Raw genomic sequence first — 22,665 nt, 5'->3', positions numbered from 1 at the left:
CGATGCGGGTCAACCAACCGCTATTCGAAGCGCAAACAAGCGCGTCAAATACAATATCTTGTGCAAGGCCCCCATAACTGTTGGCCTTACGGATGAGTCTACGCTACCCGTTGTGGCCAGTCAAGAGGACTGGTCAGGCTTCCGGTACGCCCTCGCCACTTCTATCTGCAATTCGGCTTCAATGGCCCCCCAGTTCGGGTGCAGGGGGCTGTTGCGCCCGGCGGCATATGCTGCGGCGATCTCGGGGACCCGCGATTCAAATTCGAGTAATGACTTGCGAAGGGGAACAGAACCGGCGGTCAATGCTGCTTCGCCCATGACTTGGGAACCGGTCAGCCAATCCAAGAAAGCGGCAATCGACTCCTCGCTCGCTCCTGACCCGCGCGAAAACACCACTACTGCGTCGTTTGACCGGCGCGAAATGGGGCCGGTTTCGCCGGGAACCGGAGCGATTCCGAAATCGACATCCGACGCGGCGGCGGCGGGAAGGTTTCTACTCGACGCGATGGTCATCGCCAGCTCGCCCGCGGTCCATTCACGAAAGGCCCGTGCTTCGGACACTAGCGAACCTCTGGTTACCTCAATCGAAAATTCCAGTGCGCGCTGCGCCTCGGGACAATGCAGCGCGCCGACCCCGTTTTTCAGCACGTCGCCATCCGCAGACCACAGCGCTTCCAGGAAAGGAAACGCGCCCATGCCGCGCGGCGGCGGCGGACTGGGCGTTGCCCGGTGCGCGTTCAGGTATGCGGCCAGAAACGCCCAATTCTTTGGCGGCTCCGCGCCCACCGATCGCCTGTTGAAATACAAGAGCGAACAGAATCCGTCCGCGGGCAGAGCAATGAGATGCCCATCGTAGGTGTAATCGGCGAGAACTTCCGGGCGGAGATCGTCAACCAGCGAACGCGGCAGTACGCTGTCGAGCGGACGTATGCGGCCCGCGTTGTATAGCCGCGCAACCAAGTCGCGCTTGACCATACCCACGTCCGGGAGATCGTCCGCTGCGAACGATGCCATCCATTTCTGAACGGCGACGGGCCATTCACCCATAAATTGCGGCTGCACGGTAGTGCCCGCAATGGCGAGGGGCGCGCCGTCGAAGTGTTCTGCAATCAGCGGGTGTGCGTAATACCAGAATCGAAGCGGCGAGTCGCTGTGCAATGGAAGGGGAGGCCGCGGCGGCGGCGGCTGTTGCACCGCACGCTCCGACTCGACGAGTTTGTTAATGCGGTCGTTTGCGGCGAGTAACGTGTCGCGCGGATCGCCAGTGGCGTTTTCTGCGGTGCATCCGCACACCAGCGCTGCGATGAGTACCTGCGCGAAGAAAGCGATTGACCGGAGGCTGGCATCCATATTCATTTGTGCTGCGCGCAATTCTATACGAAACTCGGCGCCGCCGTCGAAGGCCACGCGCCCGGTGAATCCGTGCGCCGGCTCGAAGGCGCGTTCGGTTCATCCCGTACGTACTGCGGTTCGCACGAGCGAGTAAGGGGGGTCGATTGGCACGCCCTCAATTTGACTGGGTGCCGTCCCATTTTTATAATTTGCGGATCGGTGCCACGCGGTCTGTGCGCCGTTTTGCGGACCGCACCATCGACCTTCGAACGGCCATGAACAAACGCGACGGAAAACGAACGGTCCGCACTATCAATTCTCGCCGGGTGGACCGTGGGCGGCGTTCGTCGCAGCTCCTCGCCACCCATTTCTTCGTGCAGCCGCGGAAAGTACGCCATGGCGCAATTCTATAACGAACCCTCGCGCACGTTCAGCGAATACCTGCTGATTCCAAGCCTGACGACGAAAGATTGCGTGCCGCAGAATGTCGATCTGAGCGCGCCGCTGGTCAAGGGGCGTGGGGGCGATCAGGTCATACGGCTGAATATTCCGTTCACGTCGTCGATCATGCAGGCGGTGTCCGACGCGACCATGGCGATTGCGCTCGCGCGCAGCGGCGGCATGTCCTTTATCTTCTGTTCGCAGGCCATCGAGTCGCAGGCGGAGATGGTGCGCAAGGTCAAAAAGTTTAAGGCCGGGTTTGTAACCAGCGACACCAACCTGCGGCCGGACCAAACGTTGGGGGACGTCGTCGAGGCGACGCGGCGCGTCGGCCACTCGACGATCCCGATTACGGACGACGGCACGGCAAACGGCAAGTTGCTCGGCATTCTGACGAGCCGCGATTATCGTGTCCACAAGGCGGGGCTTGACGCGCCAATCAGCCGCTTTATGACGCCATTCTCGAAACTCGTATACGCAATGGAGGGTATTTCGCTCAGCGAAGCGAATGAGTTGATCTGGGAAAAGAAACTCAACTGCTTGCCGATTATCAACGACGATCAGCAACTCCGCTATCTCGTATTTCGCAAGGACTACGACGAACACAAGGAAAATCCGAACGAACTCGTGGACGCGGCCAAGCGCCTCGTCGTCGGCGCGGGGATCAACACGCGCGATTACAGGGACCGCGTGCCGGCGCTGGTCGATGCGGGCGCGGATGTGCTCTGCGTCGATTCCTCCGACGGTTACTCCGAGTGGCAAGGCGAATGCATCCGCTGGATAAAATCGACGTTTGGCGAAGACGTTAAGGTTGGCGGCGGCAACGTCGTCGAAGAGGACGGATTCCGCTACCTCGTCGATGCGGGCGCGGACTTTGTAAAAGTGGGCGTCGGCCCGGCGTCCATATGCATCACCCGCGAACAGAAAGGAATTGGCCGCGGCCAGGCGACGTCGTTGATCGAAGTAGCCAAGGCGCGCGACCAGTATCTTGAGGAAACGGGTGTCTACGTGCCGCTCTGCTCCGATGGCGGGCTGGTGATGGATTACCACATCGTGCTCGCGCTGGCGATGGGCGCGGACTTTGTAATGCAGGGCCGTTACTTCGCGCGGTTCGACGAGAGTCCCGGCCGCAAGCTGTTGATACGCGGCAACTATATGAAAGAGTACTGGGGCGAAGGCTCCGAGCGCGCGCGCAACTGGCAGCGCTATTCGGAAGGCGGCGCCACGGGACTCACTTTTGAGGAGGGCGTCGACGCGTACGTGCCGTATGCCGGACGCTTGAAGGACAATCTCGCAGTAACGCTTGCGAAGATTAAATCGACCATGTGCAACTGCGGCTGCACCGGCATCAAGCAACTGCACGAGACCGCGCGCCTTACCCTCGTATCCGCCACCAGCATCCGCGAAGGCGGCGCGCACGACGTCATGCTGAAGGAAAGCGACGTCATGACCTCGGAGAAATAGCGCGGCGCGCACGGTATGCAGTCACACGAACGCCCCATCATCGTTCTCGACTTCGGCGCGCAGTACAGCAAGCTGATCGCGCGGCGCGTGCGCGAGGCGAATGTATTTAGCCTTATCGCGCCATTCAACATATCGATCGAGAAGCTGAAGGCGCACAATCCCGCGGGGATTATCTTCAGCGGCGGGCCTTCGAGCGTGCATGCCGAAGGATCGCCCAAGCCGGACCCGCGCATTTTCGAGCTTGGCGTTCCGATTCTTGGAATATGTTACGGCGTACAACTCTTTGCCGACATGCTCGGAGGGAAAGTCGAGCGCGCGGCCAAGCGTGAATACGGCATCGCGCACCTCGATCACAACGACAACACGGGCTTCCTCGATGGCGTGGACGCGAAGACCCAGGTGTGGATGAGCCACGGCGATTCGATCACGAAGCTGCCGCAAGGCTTCACGACCATCGGCACCACGGAGAATTGTCCTTTTGCCGCGGTAGTAGACGCGTCGCGAAAATTCTATGGCGTGCAGTTCCATCCAGAAGTCGTCCATACGCCGCAGGGCACATGCGTGCTCGCGAACTTTGTGCATCGCATCTGTGGCGAAGACTCGAGTTGGACGATGGAGTCGTACGTCGACTCCGCGATTGCCGCCGTACAAAAACAGGTCGGCAACGGGCGCGTGGTGTGCGGATTGAGCGGCGGCGTCGACTCGAGCGTGGCCGCGGTGCTCATCCATCGCGCGATCGGCGACCGGCTCGCGTGCGTGTTCGTGAACAACGGCCTGCTGCGCAAGGGTGAAGCCGACCTCGTGCAGCAAGTCTTTCGGGACAACTTTCACATTGACTTGCACTACGTCGATGCCGAGAAGCGTTTCCTCGATGCGCTCGCGGGCGTGTGCGATCCGGAAGAAAAGCGCAAGATTATCGGCCGGTTGTTCATCGAAGTGTTCGAGGAAGAAGCGAAGCGCCTAGGCAAGGTCGACTTCCTCGCGCAAGGTACGTTGTATCCCGACGTCATCGAGAGCGTATCGGCCACGGGCGGTCCGTCCGTCACCATCAAGAGCCATCACAATGTCGGCGGTCTGCCCGAACTGATGAATCTCCAGTTGGTCGAGCCGTTGCGCGAATTGTTCAAAGACGAAGTCCGGCAACTCGGCAAAGAATTGGGATTGCCGGATGAAATCGTGTGGCGGCACCCGTTCCCGGGTCCGGGTCTCGGCGTGCGCTGCATCGGCGCGGTGACGAAGGAACGGCTCGATACGTTGCGCGAAGCCGACGCTATCTTCATTGACGAAATCCGCAGGGCCGGTCTCTATGGCGACATTTGGCAGGCGCTGGTGTGTCTCCTTCCCGTGCGCAGTGTTGGCGTGCAGGGCGACGAGCGCACCTACGAAGAAGTCTGCTCACTGCGCGCCGTCACCTCCGAGGACGCTATGACCGCGGACTGGTTCCGCTTCCCGCCCGACGTGCTCCAGCGCGTCGCCAACCGCATCTGCAACGAAGTCAAACACATCAACCGCGTCCTCTACGACGTCACCAGCAAACCGCCCGGCACGATCGAGTGGGAGTAGCGGGCGCGTCGCGGTTTCTTCGGAAAAGTGCTAGAATCGCCAATGTAGAGACGGCCAGCCAAATGTGTGACTATCCAATCACGATCTTTCCGAGCGTAGAAGATGAGGGCTGGATTGCTGAGATTCCCGACCTTCCTGGTTGTTCAGCATTCGGTGAATCGCCCGAGGAAGCACTGAGAGAAGTTCTCGCTGCGAAAAGACTGTGGATTGAAACCAAAGATGCTGACAGGGCGATGGGCGATGCTGAATCGCCATCGGAACGACGTCTGCCCCCCGCGCTTCCTACCGACGAACAGATTGCGGACGCTTTGAGACGCGCCCATCGCACGATGCTTATCGAGCACAAGCGTGCTGGAGTTCCCGTCGTTGTATGGGAAGATGGAAAGATTGTGCATATTCCACCCGAAGAGATTGTAATACCGGAACTGTCCAGCCGAGACGAGGATTCTTAGCGTTAGTATTTCAGGCGGGGAGTCAGCTACGTGGACGTGCGAGCAGTACCTCCTATCTTGGTTATCATCCTAATTCTCTCCCTCGGCGCGGCGATAATTCTTTCGCTTCGCTTCCGGCGCGCGCGATACTTGCGGATTGCTGCGTTGTTGGTATTTGCAGTCGTTCTAGCGGCACTTGCGTCTTTTCCGTGGGCTTGCGTTCGACATACCGAATATCGTGCAGAAGTGTTCGTAACGCAGGCGCTTCTGGCAATCGCAGAAGACCGTCCAGTCGTATGGTCCCGGGACGCTCCAGAAATATGCAGGCGGTGGGTTGCCCAAGACCAGAAAGGTCAGTATGGCAAACCAGAATCCACAAGAGTCTTGGTGGACATGGTACTCGCGTACGACATACTTGTCGTACTCGATGATGGCGCGCGATTTATCGTGCGGGCAGATTCAGATACCGACGGCCTACCGGGGGCGCTCTTGCATGTCATCTGGCCGAGATACAAGGTCGGGGCGGTCTGGCCTCCGGAAACAACGCACCTTCCCAACGGCCATCCGACGATTCCCGGCGTTTAGACGTGACGCTTGCGCACGCACACATATCCAATTCAGCGCATTACAGACAATTGAGGTGTAGCTATGTCATCTTGCAGGAGCCTAATCTTTGCGTTAACTCTTGTAAACGTCCCGTCAATTGCCCAGCCGATCATCGACATCGCCGCGAACAAGCAACTCTTCATCGACACCCGTTTCGTCGCGAAGAGCGAGAACATTGAACTGCGCATGAACCCCGCGCAGAAGATGGGGCGCATTCAGGACGAGAACGGCAACGTTTTTCGCGACCACGTGAGCCGGGTGATCGACGACAACGGCGCGATCAAGCTGTACATCGGCGCGGAGAGCGCGCTGACGGTCCTCGAAAGCACGGACGGCATGCGATTCAAGCGCGCGGGAACGATTCCCTCCGGCATTCTCGGCACCGTGTTCAAGGACGATCACGACCCCGACCCCGCGCGGCGGTACAAATTGTTCGGGGTTCAAACCAAGTCACCGGCCCAATTCGATCCGGATACGGAGGGCGTATACGCAAGCTATTCCGCCGACGGGTTGAATTTCACGAAAGCCGGGCGCGTGTTGCCGTTCTTTTCAGACAACCCACAGGTAGTCTGGTGGGACCCGCGCATCAATAAGTACGTTATCTACCTGCGCGCGTTCGAGCGGGACTCGGAAAACTAGCGCCGTATCGCGCGCATAGAGACGGACGACGTGTTGAAGCCGTGGCCGTACACGAAGACGGCGGAAGACAACATGTTTTTTCGCCCGGCAAACACGAACGTCGTACTGCAGGCCGACGCCGAGGACAATCCCTTCTCGGACATTTATTACAACGCGGCGACGCTGTACTCGGAAGCCATGGATGTCTACCTCATGTTCACGGCGCAATTCCGCCACTTTTATCCCGCGAGCCAGCCGTTCATTCGTCCGCGCCAACCGAATACCTGGGAAGACTTCGGGCTGCTCGAAATCCAACTTGCGGTCAGCCGCGACGGCATCACGTGGACGCGTCCCAGCCGCGAGCCGTATTTTCCGATGGGACTCGCCGACGAGTGGGACCGCTGGCTGAACGTGATGTGTCCGGGTTACGTGAAGCGCGGCAACTACCTCTACCAGTACTACATGTCCAGCGGCCGCACCCACGATTCCGTCGTGCTGCGCCCGGAATACGATTACGTCACCGACCTCGGCGGCATCGGACTGCTGAAGCAGCGCGTCGACGGCTTCGTCTCCGCCGACGCCGACCACAAGGGCGGCTGGCTCGAAACGCCGTTGCTCACGTTTTCGGGAAACCGCCTGCGGCTCAATATCGACTCGGGAGCGATGGGCGCCGCGTTTGTTGAACTGCGTGACGCGGAGGGAAACGCGATACCCGGATACTCACTGGCCGACTGCGAAGAAATCGGCGGAAACTTCATCGATCAGACGGTATACTGGAAAGGCAATCCGGATGTGTCAGCGCTCGCCGGAAAACCTGTTAGAATCTTCTTCAAAATGATTCGGACGAAACTCTATTCGTTCGTGTTCGCTGATGAATAGCGTGTTCGTTAGTCGCATGACCCAACGATGTGGACCTCTGCAGTACTCGGACGACGATCGGCGAGTTTCGCGCGGTCGTTTGCGTCCCTTTCGTCGTTTAGGTCCTTCAAATAACAGGTGACTGTCCCTAGTTAAGGAGATAGCGCGTGGACCGGCGAGCGTTTCTTCAGACAGCCGCGGTGGCGGCGGCGTTGCAGGGTGTCCGGGCGAAGGCTGAAACAGCGCAAGACAAGTTGGCCATCTCGCTCGATTCGATCGCCGATGACACGATTCGCACCGGCGTGAAGATGGCCATCGACAAGACGCTCGTTCCCGCGGCGGCGGAACGCGCGTATCCCGGCCATTTCAGCGTCACCGCCGACGGACGCGTGTACGGCGCGGAGAACACGTGGCCGGGCCTCGATAGCTGGGAGTTGGCCGGCGCGTACTTGCTCCTCGGCAAGCGGCGCATGGTGCTGGACTACTTCGATTTTGTGCGCGCGTCGCAGCGTAGGGACGGCAACGTTCCCTTCGCGATTTTCCCCGCCGAAACGCCTCCGCCGGGGCTTACGACGCACCTTCAGGGCATGCGCTACCCGGAAGACGTATACGCCTACACGCCGCCGGAACGCGATGGGCAACCCGCGCACAGCAATCGGTCCGCGCGCAAATGGATCGGCCTGTTCAGCCACTGGCAACCGAAAGTGAATCCGCTCGGCCTGCTCGGCACGCTGAGCTACATCCTTACCGCGGACGAAATCTACGCGGACGAACCGTCAAATGAATGGCTCGCCGATCGCATCGATTCGATCGACAACGCAGGCCGCTACGTCCTCGCACGCCGCGGAGAGAACGGCCTGTTCGGTGGCGCGGGTTTCTACCTCGAACTGCCGCCGCGCAACCAGTGGGATGGCGTAACACAATGCTACGCGGTGAAATCGTTCCGCATTCTTTCAAAACTTCACGCCGCCCTGGGCAATGCCGACAAGGAACGCGAATGGCGCGACCTCGCGGACCGGCATGCGGAAACGTTTCGCTCCGTATTCTGGAAGGACGATCACTTCGCGGAATACGTCCATCCCGATCACGGCCTTGTCGATTTGCACGGCCTGACCGACGTGAACTGGGCGGCCATCGCGTGCGACGTTGCTACCGGCGAACAGAAAAAGGCCGTGTGGCCATTGCTCATGGCGGAGAAGGAATTCTGGCACGGCGACATGCCAACGCAACTCGTAACGAAACCGTATTCGTACCGCGATTGGGAACTGCCCGAACCGCTGACCTTTCACAACGGCGCGGGGGACTTTAAGGACGTGGCCGCGATGGGCCGCGTATGGTATCTCGAAGCCATGGCGTGCAAAGCGATGGGCGAAACGAAACGCATCGTGGAAGGCGTCCGAAAAGTCTGCGAACGGGGCAAACAGGACGACTGGTGGTGGTACGAGCGCTACTTCCCCGTGCCCGACTGGAAGGTAGCCACCATCGGCCCCGCGGGTTACTGCGAATACGCGGCCATTTTGGTGCGGGTCGTGCTGGGAAACATGGCGGTGTTCACAGCCCCGTAATGACTGTGCACTCGCCAGCGCTTAATGCTGGTGCCGGCCTCCGCCGACGGTAAGCGACCAAAGCCAGATGCACAGCCCGCCGGCGACCACGGCTGCAACTGCACTCGGCCACAGGGGCAAAGCGTGACTCGCGACAATCACGCTTGTCCCCGAAATAAACCGTATGAATTGCGCAAGGCAGACCAGACCGAATATCACCGCCGCCACGCGCAACCCAATGACTTGAGTACTCATAGCTTCGTCCTCCACGCCATCGGACTGCCGGCTTCCAAACCGGCAACGCTATTCACACTGAATTATATCAGGAAGGAGGGGGTGTCGGCGGGCCTGACAAACGAGTGAGCAGCTTGACGGAAGCGAACGGGGTCGGAGACGTCGGGTTTCCACCATGAAAAGAGGTGGCCACCGTCGGGGTGGGTCGACGGTGGCGTGGGTGGGTTAAGGTGCGGGTGGTGCGGGTTGTATCAACTGCGGCTTGCGCCGCATTGGTAGGCTTCCTTTATGCCGGGACGATGACCCAGGCCGTCGTGTAGATGACCATGCCGAGGATTACGAACTGCGGCACAACGACACGATAGGCCACTTTAAGTCCACGAAACTTGGTCAAGTACCACTTGGCAATCACTGACTTCGTCTTCAACTCACCGAGCATTGGTCTTGGCTCCTTCCTACTCTCTTCCCCGAGAGTCACTGCCGCGCCGTTTCCCTTCACCGCATCAACCGGCGCGGTAATTTCCTGTAGAGCAATGGGTGTGCCAAGAATATTGAATCGCATATAACATATTTATTTGCAATGTGTTACAGCGAACTTAGCCTATGCTTGAGCTGAGAACAAAATTGTACTAATGGACGAATTTGTCAATAGATTACTACGTTCCCGTACAACTTTGTACATGTGGGTCAATCACAACGCCGATCAACCGGATGCTTCGAGCGGGGAGGTTGGTTGCGGCTAACGGCGCCGGTGGATAAACGTGGTAATGGCGTTGGCGACTGCTTCCGGGTCTTCAACCAGGAGATAGTGCGACGCATTGGCGACCCAAACGAGTTCAATGTTCGAGCGATCGGGAATTTGGAGAGCGTCCAGCGTCGGCCGCGGCGCGCTACGATCTCCCCAGATTTCCAGAACTGGCAGGGGCGTCGTGTCCAGGATCGCGCGCCCATTCCAGCGGCGCCAGATCGCTCCGAAGGCCTTGATTTGTTCCTCGGTCAAGTTACGTTGCACACGCTCGCGGTCCGCCGCGATTAGTGCTTTCTTCGCCGCGCTTGACGGCTCGATAGGACTCGTGCCGAACGCGTTCTTCACGACGGTGTGGTGCGTCCAGCCTTCTATGCTGATCACGCCGTCGAGTTCGTTGGGATTGCGTCCAGCGATTTCGATGGCAACCATTCCGCCGATGCTGTGCCCGCCGACGAAGTAATGGGGAAGCCTCAGCGCATCGGTCACGCGCCGTACGTCGTCGGCGAACGACTCGATAGATCCATCGAGCGTAGGCGGCTGACTGCGTCCGTGCCCACGCAATTCGACAATGACGATTTGGAATTCCTCCGGCAGCCGTTCGACTACGCGGTCGTAAACGCGCCAATCGCCCCAACTGCCGGGGATCAACACGATGCACGGGCCCCTTCCTTCCCGCACGTAATAGGCTATCCTCGCACCATCCTGTGTACGGACCTCACCGGGCACGAAGTCCTTCGTGCTCGAAGCCCGGCTTCCATCCGAATTGGTCGCGCACGCCGAAACCAGCAGCACAAGCATCATATTTAGCGCGTGGAAACGCATATCACATCACTTGCCTTGGTCCCGGTCATTCGCCCTTCAGGTAGCCGATTAGGTCGCGAAGCTGCTGTTTCGTCATACCCTTTTCCAGTTCCTCGGGCATGAGGGACTTGCTCGCCGTCTTGATGCTCGAGATGTCCGCGCGCGCGATGGTCTTTTCGATTCCCTGCGGACACTTCAGCGTGATGCTCGATTCGTCCTGCGCTTTGATGATGCCGGAATAGGTTTCCAGATCCGCGGTTTCGATCGTGTAATTCTCGAATCCCTGCTCCAATATCCAGTTCGGCATCAGGATGTGCATCAGGATCGCTTCGTTTGGCTGGCTGCGTATACTCGTCAAGTCCGGCCCGACGGCAAAACCCGTGCCGTTGAATACGTGACACTGCGCGCAGAGGTCCTTGTACACCTGCGCGCCGGACGAGGATTTCGGCGCGAGTTCCAGACTGTCTTTGTATTCTTCGTACACCTTCTTGCGGTCGACAGACTTCACTTCAGCGAACAACGCACGCGCTTTTGTCCTAATCGCCTCGTCGCGGTGTTCTTGTAGATTTCCGCGTGTTCCCGGGTCGATGATCCACGCGGGAATTGCGCCGCGTTCGATTCCATCGAGCAACGCGAGCGTCCGTTGAGGCGTCGCAAGCAGCGCACTTGCCGCCGCGCTGCGGACTGGCGCGGTGAAGCCGCCCCACGCGTCCGACGCGAGGAATTGCGCGACGCGATCGTCGTGCATGCGCGCGAGCGCCTGTACCGCCGCAAGTTGGACTTCCGGTGGCGCAATGGGGCCGACGAGTTCTCCGAGCAGGGCGCCCGACGCTTCAAAGTTGGTGTAGCCGAGCAGCGCCACGGCATGCACACGCACCTCTTCCTTCACCGTTGCGTCACCGGCGAGTTTCTTGGCGTTCTCGATTGCGCCGGCGATTCGATGCGTCAACGCGGCGTTGCCGCCCGCGCACGTGTTGATGCGTTCCAGAGCGGAAAGACTTGCGTCAAACGCATTGTTTTTCAGCGAGCCCTGTAATGCGCCGCGCAATGCCGCGACCTGCCATGGCTTAGCTTGCTCATCGTTGGAGTACACAGTTTCTAGGAATGCGCGTGTTGCGTCGAGCGATTGCGCCGCAGCGAGCGTTTGCGCGAGGGACTCAGCAAATGCGGGCAACGAAGCGGAGTTCTTGTCGACGTGTTTCATACATTCCGTCGCGAATGTGCCAAAGTCATACGCGGCGCTACTGAAGGCCGCGGCGGTGTTCCATTCATCATCGATGGCGCGCGCGGCGAATTCCGCGAGCGCCACTGTCCCCCGCGGGTCTTGCGCGTCGCCCAGCGCCAGCGCTGCAACGAAGCGCACGCGCGCATCCGGGTCGTGAATGAGCGGCAGGGCGAGGTCGGCCAATTTTGCGCGGTCATTCACGCTCGTTCGTGCGACGCGGAGTGCATGTTCGCGAACCCAAGGGAAGGGGCTCCGTACATTCGCAAACAGACTTTCGCCGGGTTTCCCCAAACTCTGTTCAAGGTACAACGTCTTGATCAATCGCGCTGGCCCGGGGCGCGCGTCCGTGAACGCCAGCGGCGAAAGGTCTCCTTTTTCCAGGAGTAAGCGTTGCGCAGTATCCGAAACCCACCCGTTGCCGGAGTCGAGTTGATGGACGAACCTGGTTTCGTCCACCGTTTGACTATCTCGCTTCACATCCTTGCCAATGATGCGATAGATGCGGCCGCAGTCTTTTCCACCTTCGAAATCCGCAAAACCGCGAATTTCCTCCGGCAGATAAACGGGATGTTCGATCGTCGCGCGGTACATGTCGCACATGTACAGCGCGCCATCGGGACCGTTCGCGAGAAACACAGGTCGGCACCAATTGTCGGGCGTGGCGAGAAAGTCCTTGTTCTCCTCGCCGCGCTTCGCGATGAATGTCGCGCCGTGCGGTTCCAGGATGTCGCGGTGAATCAGGGCGGCGGTCGGGTCGCACACGAACGCGTTGCCGAGATAGGCGGGCATCGCGTCGCCGCGGTATATGACGATGCCGCAGGCCGCGGTGAACGTGCCGGCATGCGCGTAGGCCGTTGTGCGCGCCTCGTTCAACGCGAAGATGCGGCCCGCTTCGCCGTGATCGGGAATCTGCGCGACCGTTTGCGACAGGTTCGCGTGGGGATTGCGCGCCAGATCGCCGGGTTGCAGCACGATGTGCTCGATGTGTTTGCGGTTACTGCACACGTACTTGTTCCCAAGATCGTCGAAGGCTTGGCCGAATTGTGCTTGCCCGGCAGTCGTTTCGAAGACGCCGGTTAGCGGGTTGTAGCGGCCGTCCAGAGAACCCATTTTGACTGGAGGCAATTCGGGTTTGGACGGATTGGCAATCTCGCCGCCGCTCAGGCCGTTGGTGAGATAAATCCAGTTATCGATGCCGAGCATCGGATGGCTCACGCGCAGTTGCGTCGAACCGCCAGGCGCGAAACCCGTGAGCAACACCTCCCGTGTGTCCGCCCGCCCGTCGCCATCCACGTCCTTGAGATAGAGCAGGTCGGGCGCGCACGTAACGATGATGCCGCCTTTCCACGGCATCACGCCGTTGGGAAAATCGAAACCGTCGGCAAAAACCGTCCGCTTCTCGTAATAGCCGTCGCCGTCGGGGTCCTCGAGCATCGCGATGACGCCCTTGCCCGAATCGTCGGTGGGATAACCCCGATTTTCGACTACAAACATGCGTCCGCGCTCGTCAAAGCAAAGCGCCACGGGATCGATCACGTCCGGCTCCGCCGCGACCAGTTCGACGCGCACGTCGTCCGGCACGCGAAACATGCCAAGCGCGTCGCGCGCGGGAATGGGCGCGGTCTGGTCGGCAACAGCCGTCGCCGCGCAAATCAAGCACGTGAAAACCTGGAACCTTGCCTGCACCGTCATTGCAGCCCTTTCATTCGTTTCCGCGAGGGTAGGGACATTGCGGGCAGAATCCCTGATGCACGGCACGATTTCAAATCGGAACGGCACTGGGCAAAGACGTTGCGAGGAAGCCATACCTACTACTATGCCCAGGGTGTTGCACTCGAGCGCGGGCGCGTGGGTCGACATGAGCTGTGCCGGGTTTGCGAGACGAGGGTGGTTTGGTTGACAGAATGGGACGGAGCGCGAATAAAGGTGTGATGTGTGAAGGTGCGAATGGGTGAAGGAGGCGGACTGCCGCGCCGCGGGCCGCGGAACGCTCGGCCACCAACCACTCGGTGCGGCGTAGCCACCACCAGATTACGGCGGGATTCGGGTACCGGGTTCCGGAGGGAACGGGAGTTGGGTCTATCGGGTCTGCCGGGTCTATCGGATACTTGGTTTCGCACGGTTTTCTCGGCGCGGCGGTTCGAGATACGGGCACGGATTCACGTGATCGAATGTGAGTCGTGCAGTTCGCGCGGACAGTTCGGACGGCATGGCGGCATTTTGCAGCTCGACGAAATCCTGTAACGCCTTAACGACCGTCCAAGAAAGAAACACAACAATCGAACTCCCCGAGAAGTCTACAGGGAAGCATGCCGTGCACTTGGTAGTTGAATCCGCATGCGAAACGACCCATATTTAAGTGACAATATAGCAAGTTAAATTATAAAACTAATAATAAGATAATATATGTAAAGTAGACAAACTATTAGTCCGATTCACGTATGGAATGGCCGTGAAGACGCTTGTGAAAAGTGGAGCTTGGCAACGATGGGCGAGGCGGTGCCTGGTCGTGAGGAGAAATGTCGGCCCAAAGAACTGCCCAACTCACAGCAGATGGTCTGAAGAGGTTGTGTTGACCGATGGTTCGGGCGAGCTTACAATCGCGCGCGCTGGGTGCGTGGTCAATCCTTGGGCTGTTTTGTGTGACAACTGTGGCGCGTACATTTTGTTCCTGCCGCAATCCCGTAGCGAACCTGTGCGATACATGACGTGTGCATGTGCCGTAGCCGCCGCTATCGCGGTGGGCGCGACGCAGGCTTGGGCCGACGCCGCGTTCGCAATTGATAGTGTTTCGCGGATCGTGGGCCATGGTGTGAAAGACACGGAAGGAAAAGCCAAACAGACGGCGCGGAAGGACTGTGCGCAGAACGGCGGGAACCCAGCGTACACCCCGTGTTAGTTTTCCGGCACCGTTCCCGGTCACGGCGCTGCCGCGCGGGGAGATGAGGTGCAACTCGGCGGCGTCTTGGGTTACAAGGCCGAGGGGAGGGCCAAACGGAAAGCAATTCAATTCTGCGAAGAAGACGTTGGCGAGATCGATTGCCAGGTGGTCGATGTGTTGCGCGGTTCGGCGAAACGGGGCCAGAAACGTAAGGGCCGCCCTCTCACGTATTCGGTTTGGGCGGCGGAATAACTCGAAACAGAATTTGGAGGTGTCATGACGCACAAGGGGTTCCGGCTGTTATCGATACGACGCGCGTGCGGCTATTGGCGGCGCTTTGCCGCCATTGTCATTGCATGTTGTTTCGCCGATGCGCAGGTATGGGCAGCGAGTGCGTGGGCGTATGAAAGCGGAACGGGAATTGTCGGCAAAGGCGTGGCATCGACGGTCAACAAAGCGAAACAGAAAGCGCGGACAGATTGCGAGAACAACGGCGCGAACCCAAGTCTCGTTAACGATCTCAGTTCTACCTTCACACCCGGTTACGGCGCGGTGTACATATCGGATAACGGCGCGGGCGGACTGAAAATTGGCGCCTCGCTGGGCTACAACAAGAAGAAGAAGGCGAAGAAACGGGCCAAAGAGTTCTGCCAGATCAGCGGCGGCACGAACTGCCAACTTATCGACACGGTGCACGATCCTGGAAAGAATGGCGTAAAGCGAGGCAACAAGCGGCGTACCGGGAGAGCGGTTTCGCTGGGCGAATAAGCAGGTCGCGCTACGACATTTTGCCGATGTGCGTACCGTCAGTTGCCCTTCGAGCACGCTATGTTACTTACCGTGCGCTCGAAATGTGCGTGTAGGTTGGTTACTCCTTTAACGTGCGAACGAGCCCAGCGGGCCGACGGAATTAATTGCAGAGCAACCGATGTTGCCCGGCGCATACCCTGGCCGGATGGAACGTGGACGGCACGGTTTCTCGCGACAACCGCGCTGACCAGCGCGACCGGATTTCTTTTCCCGGTCGATCGGCTCTTGCGCTCGCACTCCGTTGGCGCGATATCGCTCGGCATCCTCGCCGTCGCGCCGCGTCAGGTCGGCCCGCGTGCAGCGCGGTACGAATGCTGCTAATATGCGCGCATGGGTGAAATCTGGTTCGAGATTGTAATTGTATTTCTGCTTTTGCTGATTAACGGGGTTTTCGCGATGACGGAGATCGCCGTGGTGTCGGCGCGGAAAGCGCGGCTGAGGCAGATGGCCGACCAGGGGAGTTCCGGCTCGAAGGTGGCGCTGGAGTTGTCCGAATCGCCGAGCCAGTTTCTCGCGACCGTTCAGGTGGGCATCACACTTGTCGGCATTTTTGCGGGCGCGTTCGGCGGTGCTACGATTGCCGAAATCATTGACGACTGGTTGCAGTCGATACCCGTGCTTGCGCCGTATGGAGAGTCGATCGGATTGGGCATTGTGGTGATTTGCATCACCTACTTCTCGCTCGTGATCGGTGAGCTTGTGCCCAAGCGCATCGCACTCGGCAACCCCGAGGGCATTGCATCGCGCGTTGCGGTGCCAATGAAACTGCTCTCGAAGATCGCTTCGCCCGGAGTAAGATTACTTAGCGCGTCGACGGACGCGCTGTTGTACGTGCTCCCCTTCAAGCCGAGCGCGGAGACGGCGGTTACGGAAGAGGAAATTCGACTGCTCATGCAGGAGGGACTTCGCTCCGGCGCCTTCAACGAAGTCGAAAGCGAGATAGTACACAGCGCCCTCGAGCTCGATCAGTTGACGGTCGAAGACATCATGACGCCGCGCATCAAGATCACGTGGCTGGACAAGAACGAGCCCCACGAAGCGGTCTGGCACAAAATCGCCGTCAGCGGCCACACCTTTTTCCCTGTGTACGAAGGCACGCGCGACAATATTGTGGGGATTGTGTCGATCAAGGCGCTCTACGCAAACCTTGCGGCGGGCCTGCCCGCGCGCATTCCGGACCTGATGACCGATCCGTTGGTCGTGCCGGCGACGCAGCCTGTCATGCAACTCCTCGATACGTTTCGCCGAACAGGAAAACACATCGCGCTAGTCGTTGACGAGTTCGGCGGCATCGACGGCCTTGTCGCTTTGAACGACGTGATGGAGGCGATACTCGGCGATTTTCCGTCGCGCGAGGAGCGCCTTCGACCGGACTGCAAACAGCGAGCGGACGGCACGTGGTTGGTAGACGGGCTCGTGTCGATCGACCGTTTGCAGGAAATCCTTCCCGGCCTCGTGGTGTCGGACGAAGACGCGGAGGACGTGCAGACGCTTGCGGGTCTGGTCATGAAACGTCTTGGCCGAATTCCGAACGAGGGCGAACAGTTTCGCTACCAGGATTTCCAGTTCGAGGTAATTGACATGGATCGCCACAGGGTGGACAAGCTGTTGATCGGGCGCGCGCCGCAGCAGGAAGAGCCGGAAGAGTAGGCCGGGCGTCAACGTTCGATGCGAATCTCAATGCTTTTGAAGGCGGGCGTTTTCGATGCGGGATCGATATCGCGCGGGACGAGTACGTTCGCTTCCGGGTAGTACATCGCCGCGTTTCCGGCGCGGATGTCGAACGCGCGGACAACGACGTTCTGCAACGCGCCGCACGACGAACGCACCGTAACCGTGTCGTTCTCTTTCACGCCGAGGGATTCGATGTCGCCCTTGTTGAGTAGGATGACATCTCGGCGTTCCTGTCCGCGGTAGTAGTCTTCGTCTTCGTAGACCACGGTGTTGAACTGGCCCTCGCTGCGCAACGTCATGAGTCGCAACGAACCGTTCCCGTTCCCCTTTAACTTCGGTATGGGAACTGTGTGAAAGTTGGCCTTGCCGCTTGGCGTGGCGAACTTCGGTGCGTGGAACGTTCGCCCGGCAAGCTGGAATTCCTGTTTCGTTTTGTCGACCGCTTCGATTTCCCGATATCCCGGGATGATCGCGGCGATGGCCTCGCGAATAGCGTTGTGCTCCTCCATCTTGCGCCAATCGACGGGCGACGACTCGCCAAAGACGCGTTTCGCGATCCCGGCCACGACCTCAACTTCGCTCCGCGGCCCCACGTGGCGCACGGGGCCGCCATCGCTGAGGCGCACGTAGTTGAACATCGACTCCTGCGTGGTCGACTGGCGCTCCTCGTCGCGCGCGAGGACGGGGAGGATGATGGTCTCCTTGCCGAGGCCCATCGCGTGGCCGGTATTCAACGTCGTGTTCATGTACACGACGAGGTCGATCCTGCTCAACGCGTCCGCAGCGAAGTTCGCATCCGGGTTCGATCCGTAGAGGTTTCCGCCGATACAGAACGCCACGCGCACCTTGCCCTGCGACGCGTCGATCATGCTGCCCATGGTGTCCTGTCCGGGCCGTGTCGGCAGCGACACGCCGAACCGCTCTTCAAGTTTCTTGAGCACTTCCGCCTTCAGTTTCGGCGTAACGCCCATCGAGCCGATGCCTTGCACATTGCTGTGTCCACGAATGGGGAGGAGGCCCGCGTACCTGCGCCCGAGCATGCCGCGCATGAGCGCGACGTTGCCAATGGCCTGAACGTTCTGCACGCCGTGCGCGTGGTGGGTGACGCCCATTGCCCAGGCAAACACCGCGCCCTTCGATGCCGCATACGCATCGGTCACGCGATCGATGGCCGTGCGATTAACGCCGGACTGTTGGATGATTTCGTCCCACGTGACAGAATTCAGATGGCGCTCGAACGGTTCCCAACCGTCGGTTGCGTTCGCGATGAAGTCCCGATCGACCACGCCGCGCTCGAGCAGCGCTTTGGCAACGCCGATGAAGAAGGCGATGTCGCCGCCGATATGCGGTTGCACGTAGATATCGGCGATGCGCGTGCCAAACATCATACTGCGCACACTCGATGGAACACTGAAATTCACAAGTCCGAGTTCGCGAATGGGGTTGACGACGATAACTTTTCCACCGCGCCTTTTCAGGCGCAAGATCGTGCTCATCAGCCTTGGGTGGTTCGACGCGGGGTTTGCGCCGACGAGGAACAGTGTGTCGCAGTGTTCGATGTCGTCAAGCACGATACTCGCGGTGCCGGAGCCGTAGATGCTGCTCAGGCCGACACCGGAGGCTTGGTGGCAATAGTACGAACAGTTGTTGACGTTGTTCGTGCCGTAGACGCGCGCGAAGAGATTCAGGAGGAAACCGGCTTCGTTAGACGAACGCCCGCTGAAGTAAAAGAAGGTTTCGTCCGGCGGGGCCGATTTCAGTTTTGCGGCGATCTTGTCGAGTGCGTCGTCCCAGGAAATCTTCCTGTAATGCGTTTCCCCATGCGCCGCAATCAGCGGGTCGACGATGCGGCCCGCAGCCTCTAATTCGCGCGGGGTAAACCCCTGCATGGTCCGGAGATCGAAGGTAGTAAAGAACTCATCCGGTATGCGGCCCTGCATGTCGGCGGCCATCGCCTGGATGGATTTTTTACAGACCTCGGGGAAATGCCCTGCCTCGTTCACCATGCCGCCTAGCTGGCCACCCATTCCGAGCGCGCAGGTCTTGCAGGCGTTCTTCGCGCGGAGCGCGCGATACAGGCGCGCTACGCCGCCCACCTGCCGAGCCTTGCGCATCGCGTAGACTAGGGAAGCCCACCCTCCCGCGGACTTCGGCATTTTTCGCGCGGAACAACTGTCGGACATAGTTCACTCCGGAGTCGCAGCATTGGGGCGAATGAGTACCCGGACTGACCGAAAGTCCCGGAGTACCGCCGATACGAATATGCATTATACCGGGTTCCGATAAAATCAGGGTAGAATCTTCGAAGGCCTCACCGGAGGAAGCATGAATACGGGCCAATCGGTCTCTACACGCCAAACGAGGTTATCTCTTATGACAACGTCTGAGAGAGAGTTCGATTGTATAGCCGCAACATGAGAAGCGAGGTACGCAATCGACCCGATGCAAAGCGCGTCGGCGCAATGCGAGCGGCGAGTTGCGCGCAGCGCAGCAGACGGCGAAGCGATACTCACGGCAGAAGTGAGGGACCTGCGACTAAATGTGACTTCTGTGGTTGTTGCGAAGCAGGGGGGAGCCATTATGGAGTCGTTCGGGAATCGTAGGCTAGGACTAACCCATTCACGGACAAATCCTCGTCCAATTGCGGCCAGTGGATACCATACCCACCGGGAGAAAGTTCGGCGTCGCGCCGCTGTTCCGCGCCCGCGCGGGCTAGCTTATCCGAGCATTCACTCCACGGTATCTGAATGGTCCGATCAGCCAATACGATCGTAAGCGTGTTCTCGTCGGTCGAGATTCGGACGGCGGTTATCGGTGCAGTGGCTTGCATCGTTAATGCTCGACGGAAATTACCCCACTCATCGACGACGAGATTGAAAATGACTTGCCGAATATTAGGACGCTATCTTGGGGTCATTGCGTGTGACCACGCTTCCTCAATATCGAAGACATCAACCTTCAACCAGAACTTGCACTCCGTGCCGCCGTTGCGCGCGTGAATGTGGATGGGCTCGTTTCCTTCGTTCGCATAGAAGAACAGCCTCCACCCTTTCACAACGAGTACGGTCGGCACGGAGTACAGCCCTGCTTTACTTTACGCCACCATTCCGTGCGGATCGATGACGAACTTTTTCGCCGCGCCCTTGTCGAAGTCTTTGTAGCCTTTCGGGGCGTCGTTCAGCGAGATGATGGTTACGTTGGTTGCCTTCGCGATTTTGATTTTGTCGCGGAGGATGCATTGCATCAGGTTTCGGTGGTACTTCATGACCGGACACTGGCCCGTGGTGAAGCAGTGCGACTTCGCCCAGCCGAGGCCGATGCGAATTCCGAGCATACCGATCTTGGCGTTGTCGTCTACGCCGCCCGGATCGCCGGTGACGTACAACCCAGGTATCCCGATCGCACCACCGGCGCGCGTCACTTCCATGACGCTGTTCAAGACCGTCGCGGGCCGTTCGACGACCGATTCGGCCCCGTGCCCCCGCGCTTCAAAGCCGACGCAGTCCACCGCCGCGTCCACTTCGGGCACGCCGACGATCTGTTCGATTTGTTCTGCGAGCGTCGCCTTCTTTTTCAAGTCGATGACTTCGCAGCCGAAGCTCTTTGCCTGCTTCAGGCGTTCGGGGATCATATCGCCGACAATTACGCAGGCCGCGCCGAGCAAGTGACACGACGCCGCGCACGCAAGGCCGACGGGCCCTCCGCCCGCAACGTACACGATTGAGCCGGGCCCTACGCCGGCGGTGACTGCGCCGTGATAGCCGGTGGGGAAGATATCGGAGAGCAGGGTGAGGTCCTTAATCTTCGCCATCGCCTGTTCTTTGTCCGGGAACTTCAGCAGGTTGAAATCTGCGTACGGCACCATCACGTATTCGGCCTGACCGCCGACCCATCCGCCCATGTCCACGTAACCATAGGCCGCGCCGGGCCGCGCCGGGTTTACGTTCAGGCAGATTCCCGTCTTGCCTTCCTTGCAGTTGCGGCAACGTCCGCACGCGATGTTGAACGGCACCGAGCAGATGTCGCCCTTTTTGATGAATTCGACGTCGCGCCCGGCTTCCACGACCTGGCCCGTGATTTCGTGACCCAGGATGAGGCCCATCGGCGCCGTCGTGCGGCCGCGGACCATATGCTGATCGCTGCCGCAAATGTTGGTTGTCACGACCTTGAGGATTACCCCGTGGTCGCATTTGCGTTTGCCGAGTTCCAATTTCGGATAGTCGATTTTTTGGACTTCGACCACACCCGGCTTGATGTACGCTACTCCGCGATTTCCCGCCATACCGACCTTCTCCCACGTGTTGATTGAGACTCCACCCAAAAACGACGACACACAGAACATGCACAATGCCAGCGATCAGGTTCGCACTACATGGAGTTCCGCTGGACAGCCCTTGCGTCCATTATTCTGCACAGGGCGTCATTTGGCAAGTGGATTTCGCGGGGAGGGCCCGGCTGGAAACCAGAAATGGGATGCTGTCGCGTTGCAACGGTTGGTGGAGTACCTAGGCCGAGGGGGACGGCAACGCAACAGCATCCCACAGCAAGAGACGAATTGATTGGCTGTATTGTGGTGAAGAAGGCGGTGCGGGACAATAGGGAACCGTCCGGTATTTGCTATCGGGGGCTAGCCGGATGTTGTATAGTGGCAACAGGTTACCGACCGGAAGGTAGAGCGCCCGAGCACGCGCTGACGCCGGTACGTTCGCGAAGCTATGCTGGACCGCCTGTATAATACTGTCGTGTGAGGAATCAATTTCATGCCGCACCGTGTCTCACGACGACACCGGAAGATAGGTTGGCCCGAGGTCTGGCTGATTGGCGTGGTCGCGCTCGCGATATTTCCCGCGACCGTATGGTGGCAGCAACAGTACAAGCCCGAATGGAAAAGGACCGGCGGCCAGATTACGTCCAGCGAATTAACGCGCTCACACTACAACGCGCAAGATTACCGCACGATCGCCAAGGTGACTTACCGGTATTCCGTCGGCATGGCGAAGTACACGGGCAGATTCGACGGGTTATGGCCCGAAGTCGCCAGCCCGAACGCGCTCGCACCGGCGGAGATCGATAAGCTGAAAGAACCGAATCGCGAGGTGATCGTGTTTTACGATCCGGCCGATGCCGCGCGCAGCACGCTGCATCCGGACACCTCCGGCCCGTCACCGCTGTGGATCGTGCTTGCCGCGGCGGGATTGTGCATCGCGGGCGCGTACACGTTTCTCATCTATCCGGCGTGGCGCGCGTAGGGCCGCGCCGCGGAAATGAACACGGGCATCGCGCTGCCCTGCGCGATGCCCGTGTGTACTTGCAGGATAGATTTACGGCGACGCTGGGGCTGATTCCGCGGGTGCGGACTCCGCCGCCGGGGCGGGCGCCGCGTCCGTGGGCGCCGGTTCCGGTGCAGGCGGAGTCGCCGTTTCCGCGGGGGCGGG

16 protein-coding genes and 1 pseudogene are annotated in these 22,665 nt (G+C 59.5%); 8 read left to right on the top strand and 9 right to left on the bottom strand.

Annotation, left to right across the window (positions count from 1 at the left end):
* Positions 1 to 120 precede the first annotated feature (120 nt).
* On the bottom strand, positions 121 to 1,407 hold the full coding sequence (locus tag HUU46_12670) for an extracellular solute-binding protein (protein NUM54492.1): 1,287 nt from the start codon (positions 1,405 to 1,407) through the stop codon (positions 121 to 123).
* 321 nt (positions 1,408 to 1,728) lie between these two features.
* Here HUU46_12670 and HUU46_12665 point away from each other — a divergent pair, with 321 nt between their 5' ends.
* The 5 genes and pseudogenes from HUU46_12665 (at position 1,729) to HUU46_12645 (ending at position 8,878) form a co-directional block, all read left to right on the top strand.
* Entirely contained in the window at positions 1,729 to 3,237 is a 1,509-nt protein-coding gene (locus HUU46_12665) for an IMP dehydrogenase (protein NUM54491.1), read from the top strand.
* A gap of 15 nt (positions 3,238 to 3,252) precedes the next feature.
* A complete protein-coding gene (gene guaA / locus HUU46_12660; protein ID NUM54490.1) occupies positions 3,253 to 4,800 on the top strand; it encodes a glutamine-hydrolyzing GMP synthase in 1,548 nt (515 codons plus the stop codon).
* A gap of 62 nt (positions 4,801 to 4,862) precedes the next feature.
* On the top strand, positions 4,863 to 5,252 hold the full coding sequence (locus HUU46_12655) for a type II toxin-antitoxin system HicB family antitoxin (GenBank protein ID NUM54489.1): 390 nt from the start codon (positions 4,863 to 4,865) through the stop codon (positions 5,250 to 5,252).
* Positions 5,253 to 5,933: 681 nt separating this feature from the next.
* A pseudogene (locus tag HUU46_12650) lies at positions 5,934 to 7,334 on the top strand (hypothetical protein).
* A 146-nt stretch (positions 7,335 to 7,480) separates the two neighbouring features.
* Entirely contained in the window at positions 7,481 to 8,878 is a 1,398-nt protein-coding gene (locus tag HUU46_12645; GenBank protein NUM54488.1) for a hypothetical protein, read from the top strand.
* 21 nt (positions 8,879 to 8,899) lie between these two features.
* On the opposite strand, the gene HUU46_12640 is transcribed toward HUU46_12645, so the two are convergent.
* The 4 genes from HUU46_12640 to HUU46_12625 all read right to left on the bottom strand — a co-directional run bounded on the left by HUU46_12640 (position 8,900) and on the right by HUU46_12625 (position 13,557).
* Positions 8,900 to 9,112 carry a hypothetical protein gene (locus HUU46_12640; protein ID NUM54487.1) on the bottom strand — a complete coding sequence of 71 codons (213 nt, stop codon included), beginning with the start codon at positions 9,110 to 9,112 and terminating at the stop codon, positions 8,900 to 8,902.
* 265 nt (positions 9,113 to 9,377) lie between these two features.
* Positions 9,378 to 9,530, bottom strand: coding sequence for a hypothetical protein (locus HUU46_12635; protein ID NUM54486.1), 153 nt, complete (start codon positions 9,528 to 9,530; stop codon positions 9,378 to 9,380).
* Positions 9,531 to 9,830: 300 nt separating this feature from the next.
* Positions 9,831 to 10,517 carry an alpha/beta hydrolase gene (locus HUU46_12630; GenBank protein ID NUM54485.1) on the bottom strand — a complete coding sequence of 229 codons (687 nt, stop codon included), beginning with the start codon at positions 10,515 to 10,517 and terminating at the stop codon, positions 9,831 to 9,833.
* Between the two features lie 169 nt (positions 10,518 to 10,686).
* Positions 10,687 to 13,557, bottom strand: a complete 2,871-nt coding sequence (locus HUU46_12625) for a c-type cytochrome (GenBank protein ID NUM54484.1) — start codon at positions 13,555 to 13,557, stop codon at positions 10,687 to 10,689.
* Positions 13,558 to 15,022: 1,465 nt separating this feature from the next.
* On the opposite strand from HUU46_12625, the gene HUU46_12620 reads away from it, so the two are divergent.
* Together HUU46_12620 and HUU46_12615 are read left to right on the top strand one after the other, a co-directional pair.
* Complete coding sequence (locus tag HUU46_12620; protein ID NUM54483.1) at positions 15,023 to 15,514, top strand: DUF4189 domain-containing protein; 492 nt, start codon at positions 15,023 to 15,025, stop codon at positions 15,512 to 15,514.
* A gap of 372 nt (positions 15,515 to 15,886) precedes the next feature.
* Entirely contained in the window at positions 15,887 to 17,206 is a 1,320-nt protein-coding gene (locus tag HUU46_12615) for an HlyC/CorC family transporter (protein ID NUM54482.1), read from the top strand.
* A gap of 8 nt (positions 17,207 to 17,214) precedes the next feature.
* On the opposite strand, the gene HUU46_12610 is transcribed toward HUU46_12615, so the two are convergent.
* From HUU46_12610 to fdhA, 4 genes are all read right to left on the bottom strand, one after another.
* Positions 17,215 to 19,413, bottom strand: coding sequence for an FdhF/YdeP family oxidoreductase (locus HUU46_12610; protein ID NUM54481.1), 2,199 nt, complete (start codon positions 19,411 to 19,413; stop codon positions 17,215 to 17,217).
* Positions 19,414 to 19,808: 395 nt separating this feature from the next.
* Positions 19,809 to 20,060 carry a DUF2442 domain-containing protein gene (locus tag HUU46_12605; GenBank protein NUM54480.1) on the bottom strand — a complete coding sequence of 84 codons (252 nt, stop codon included), beginning with the start codon at positions 20,058 to 20,060 and terminating at the stop codon, positions 19,809 to 19,811.
* 72 nt (positions 20,061 to 20,132) lie between these two features.
* The gene (locus HUU46_12600; GenBank protein NUM54479.1) at positions 20,133 to 20,303 is read right to left on the bottom strand and encodes a DUF4160 domain-containing protein; all 171 of its coding nucleotides are present in this window, start codon (positions 20,301 to 20,303) and stop codon (positions 20,133 to 20,135) included.
* A gap of 21 nt (positions 20,304 to 20,324) precedes the next feature.
* A complete protein-coding gene (gene fdhA / locus HUU46_12595) occupies positions 20,325 to 21,512 on the bottom strand; it encodes a formaldehyde dehydrogenase, glutathione-independent (protein NUM54478.1) in 1,188 nt (395 codons plus the stop codon).
* Positions 21,513 to 21,990: 478 nt separating this feature from the next.
* On the opposite strand from fdhA, the gene HUU46_12590 reads away from it, so the two are divergent.
* A complete protein-coding gene (locus tag HUU46_12590; GenBank protein ID NUM54477.1) occupies positions 21,991 to 22,479 on the top strand; it encodes a DUF3592 domain-containing protein in 489 nt (162 codons plus the stop codon).
* Positions 22,480 to 22,665: the final 186 nt, after the last annotated feature.

Source organism: Candidatus Hydrogenedentota bacterium (assembly GCA_013359265.1).
In the GTDB taxonomy this organism is placed as follows: Bacteria; Hydrogenedentota; Hydrogenedentia; order Hydrogenedentales; family SLHB01; genus JABWCD01.
The sequence above is the reverse complement of the archived record's forward strand: the minus strand, read 5'-3'. Positions and strand labels throughout refer to the sequence as shown.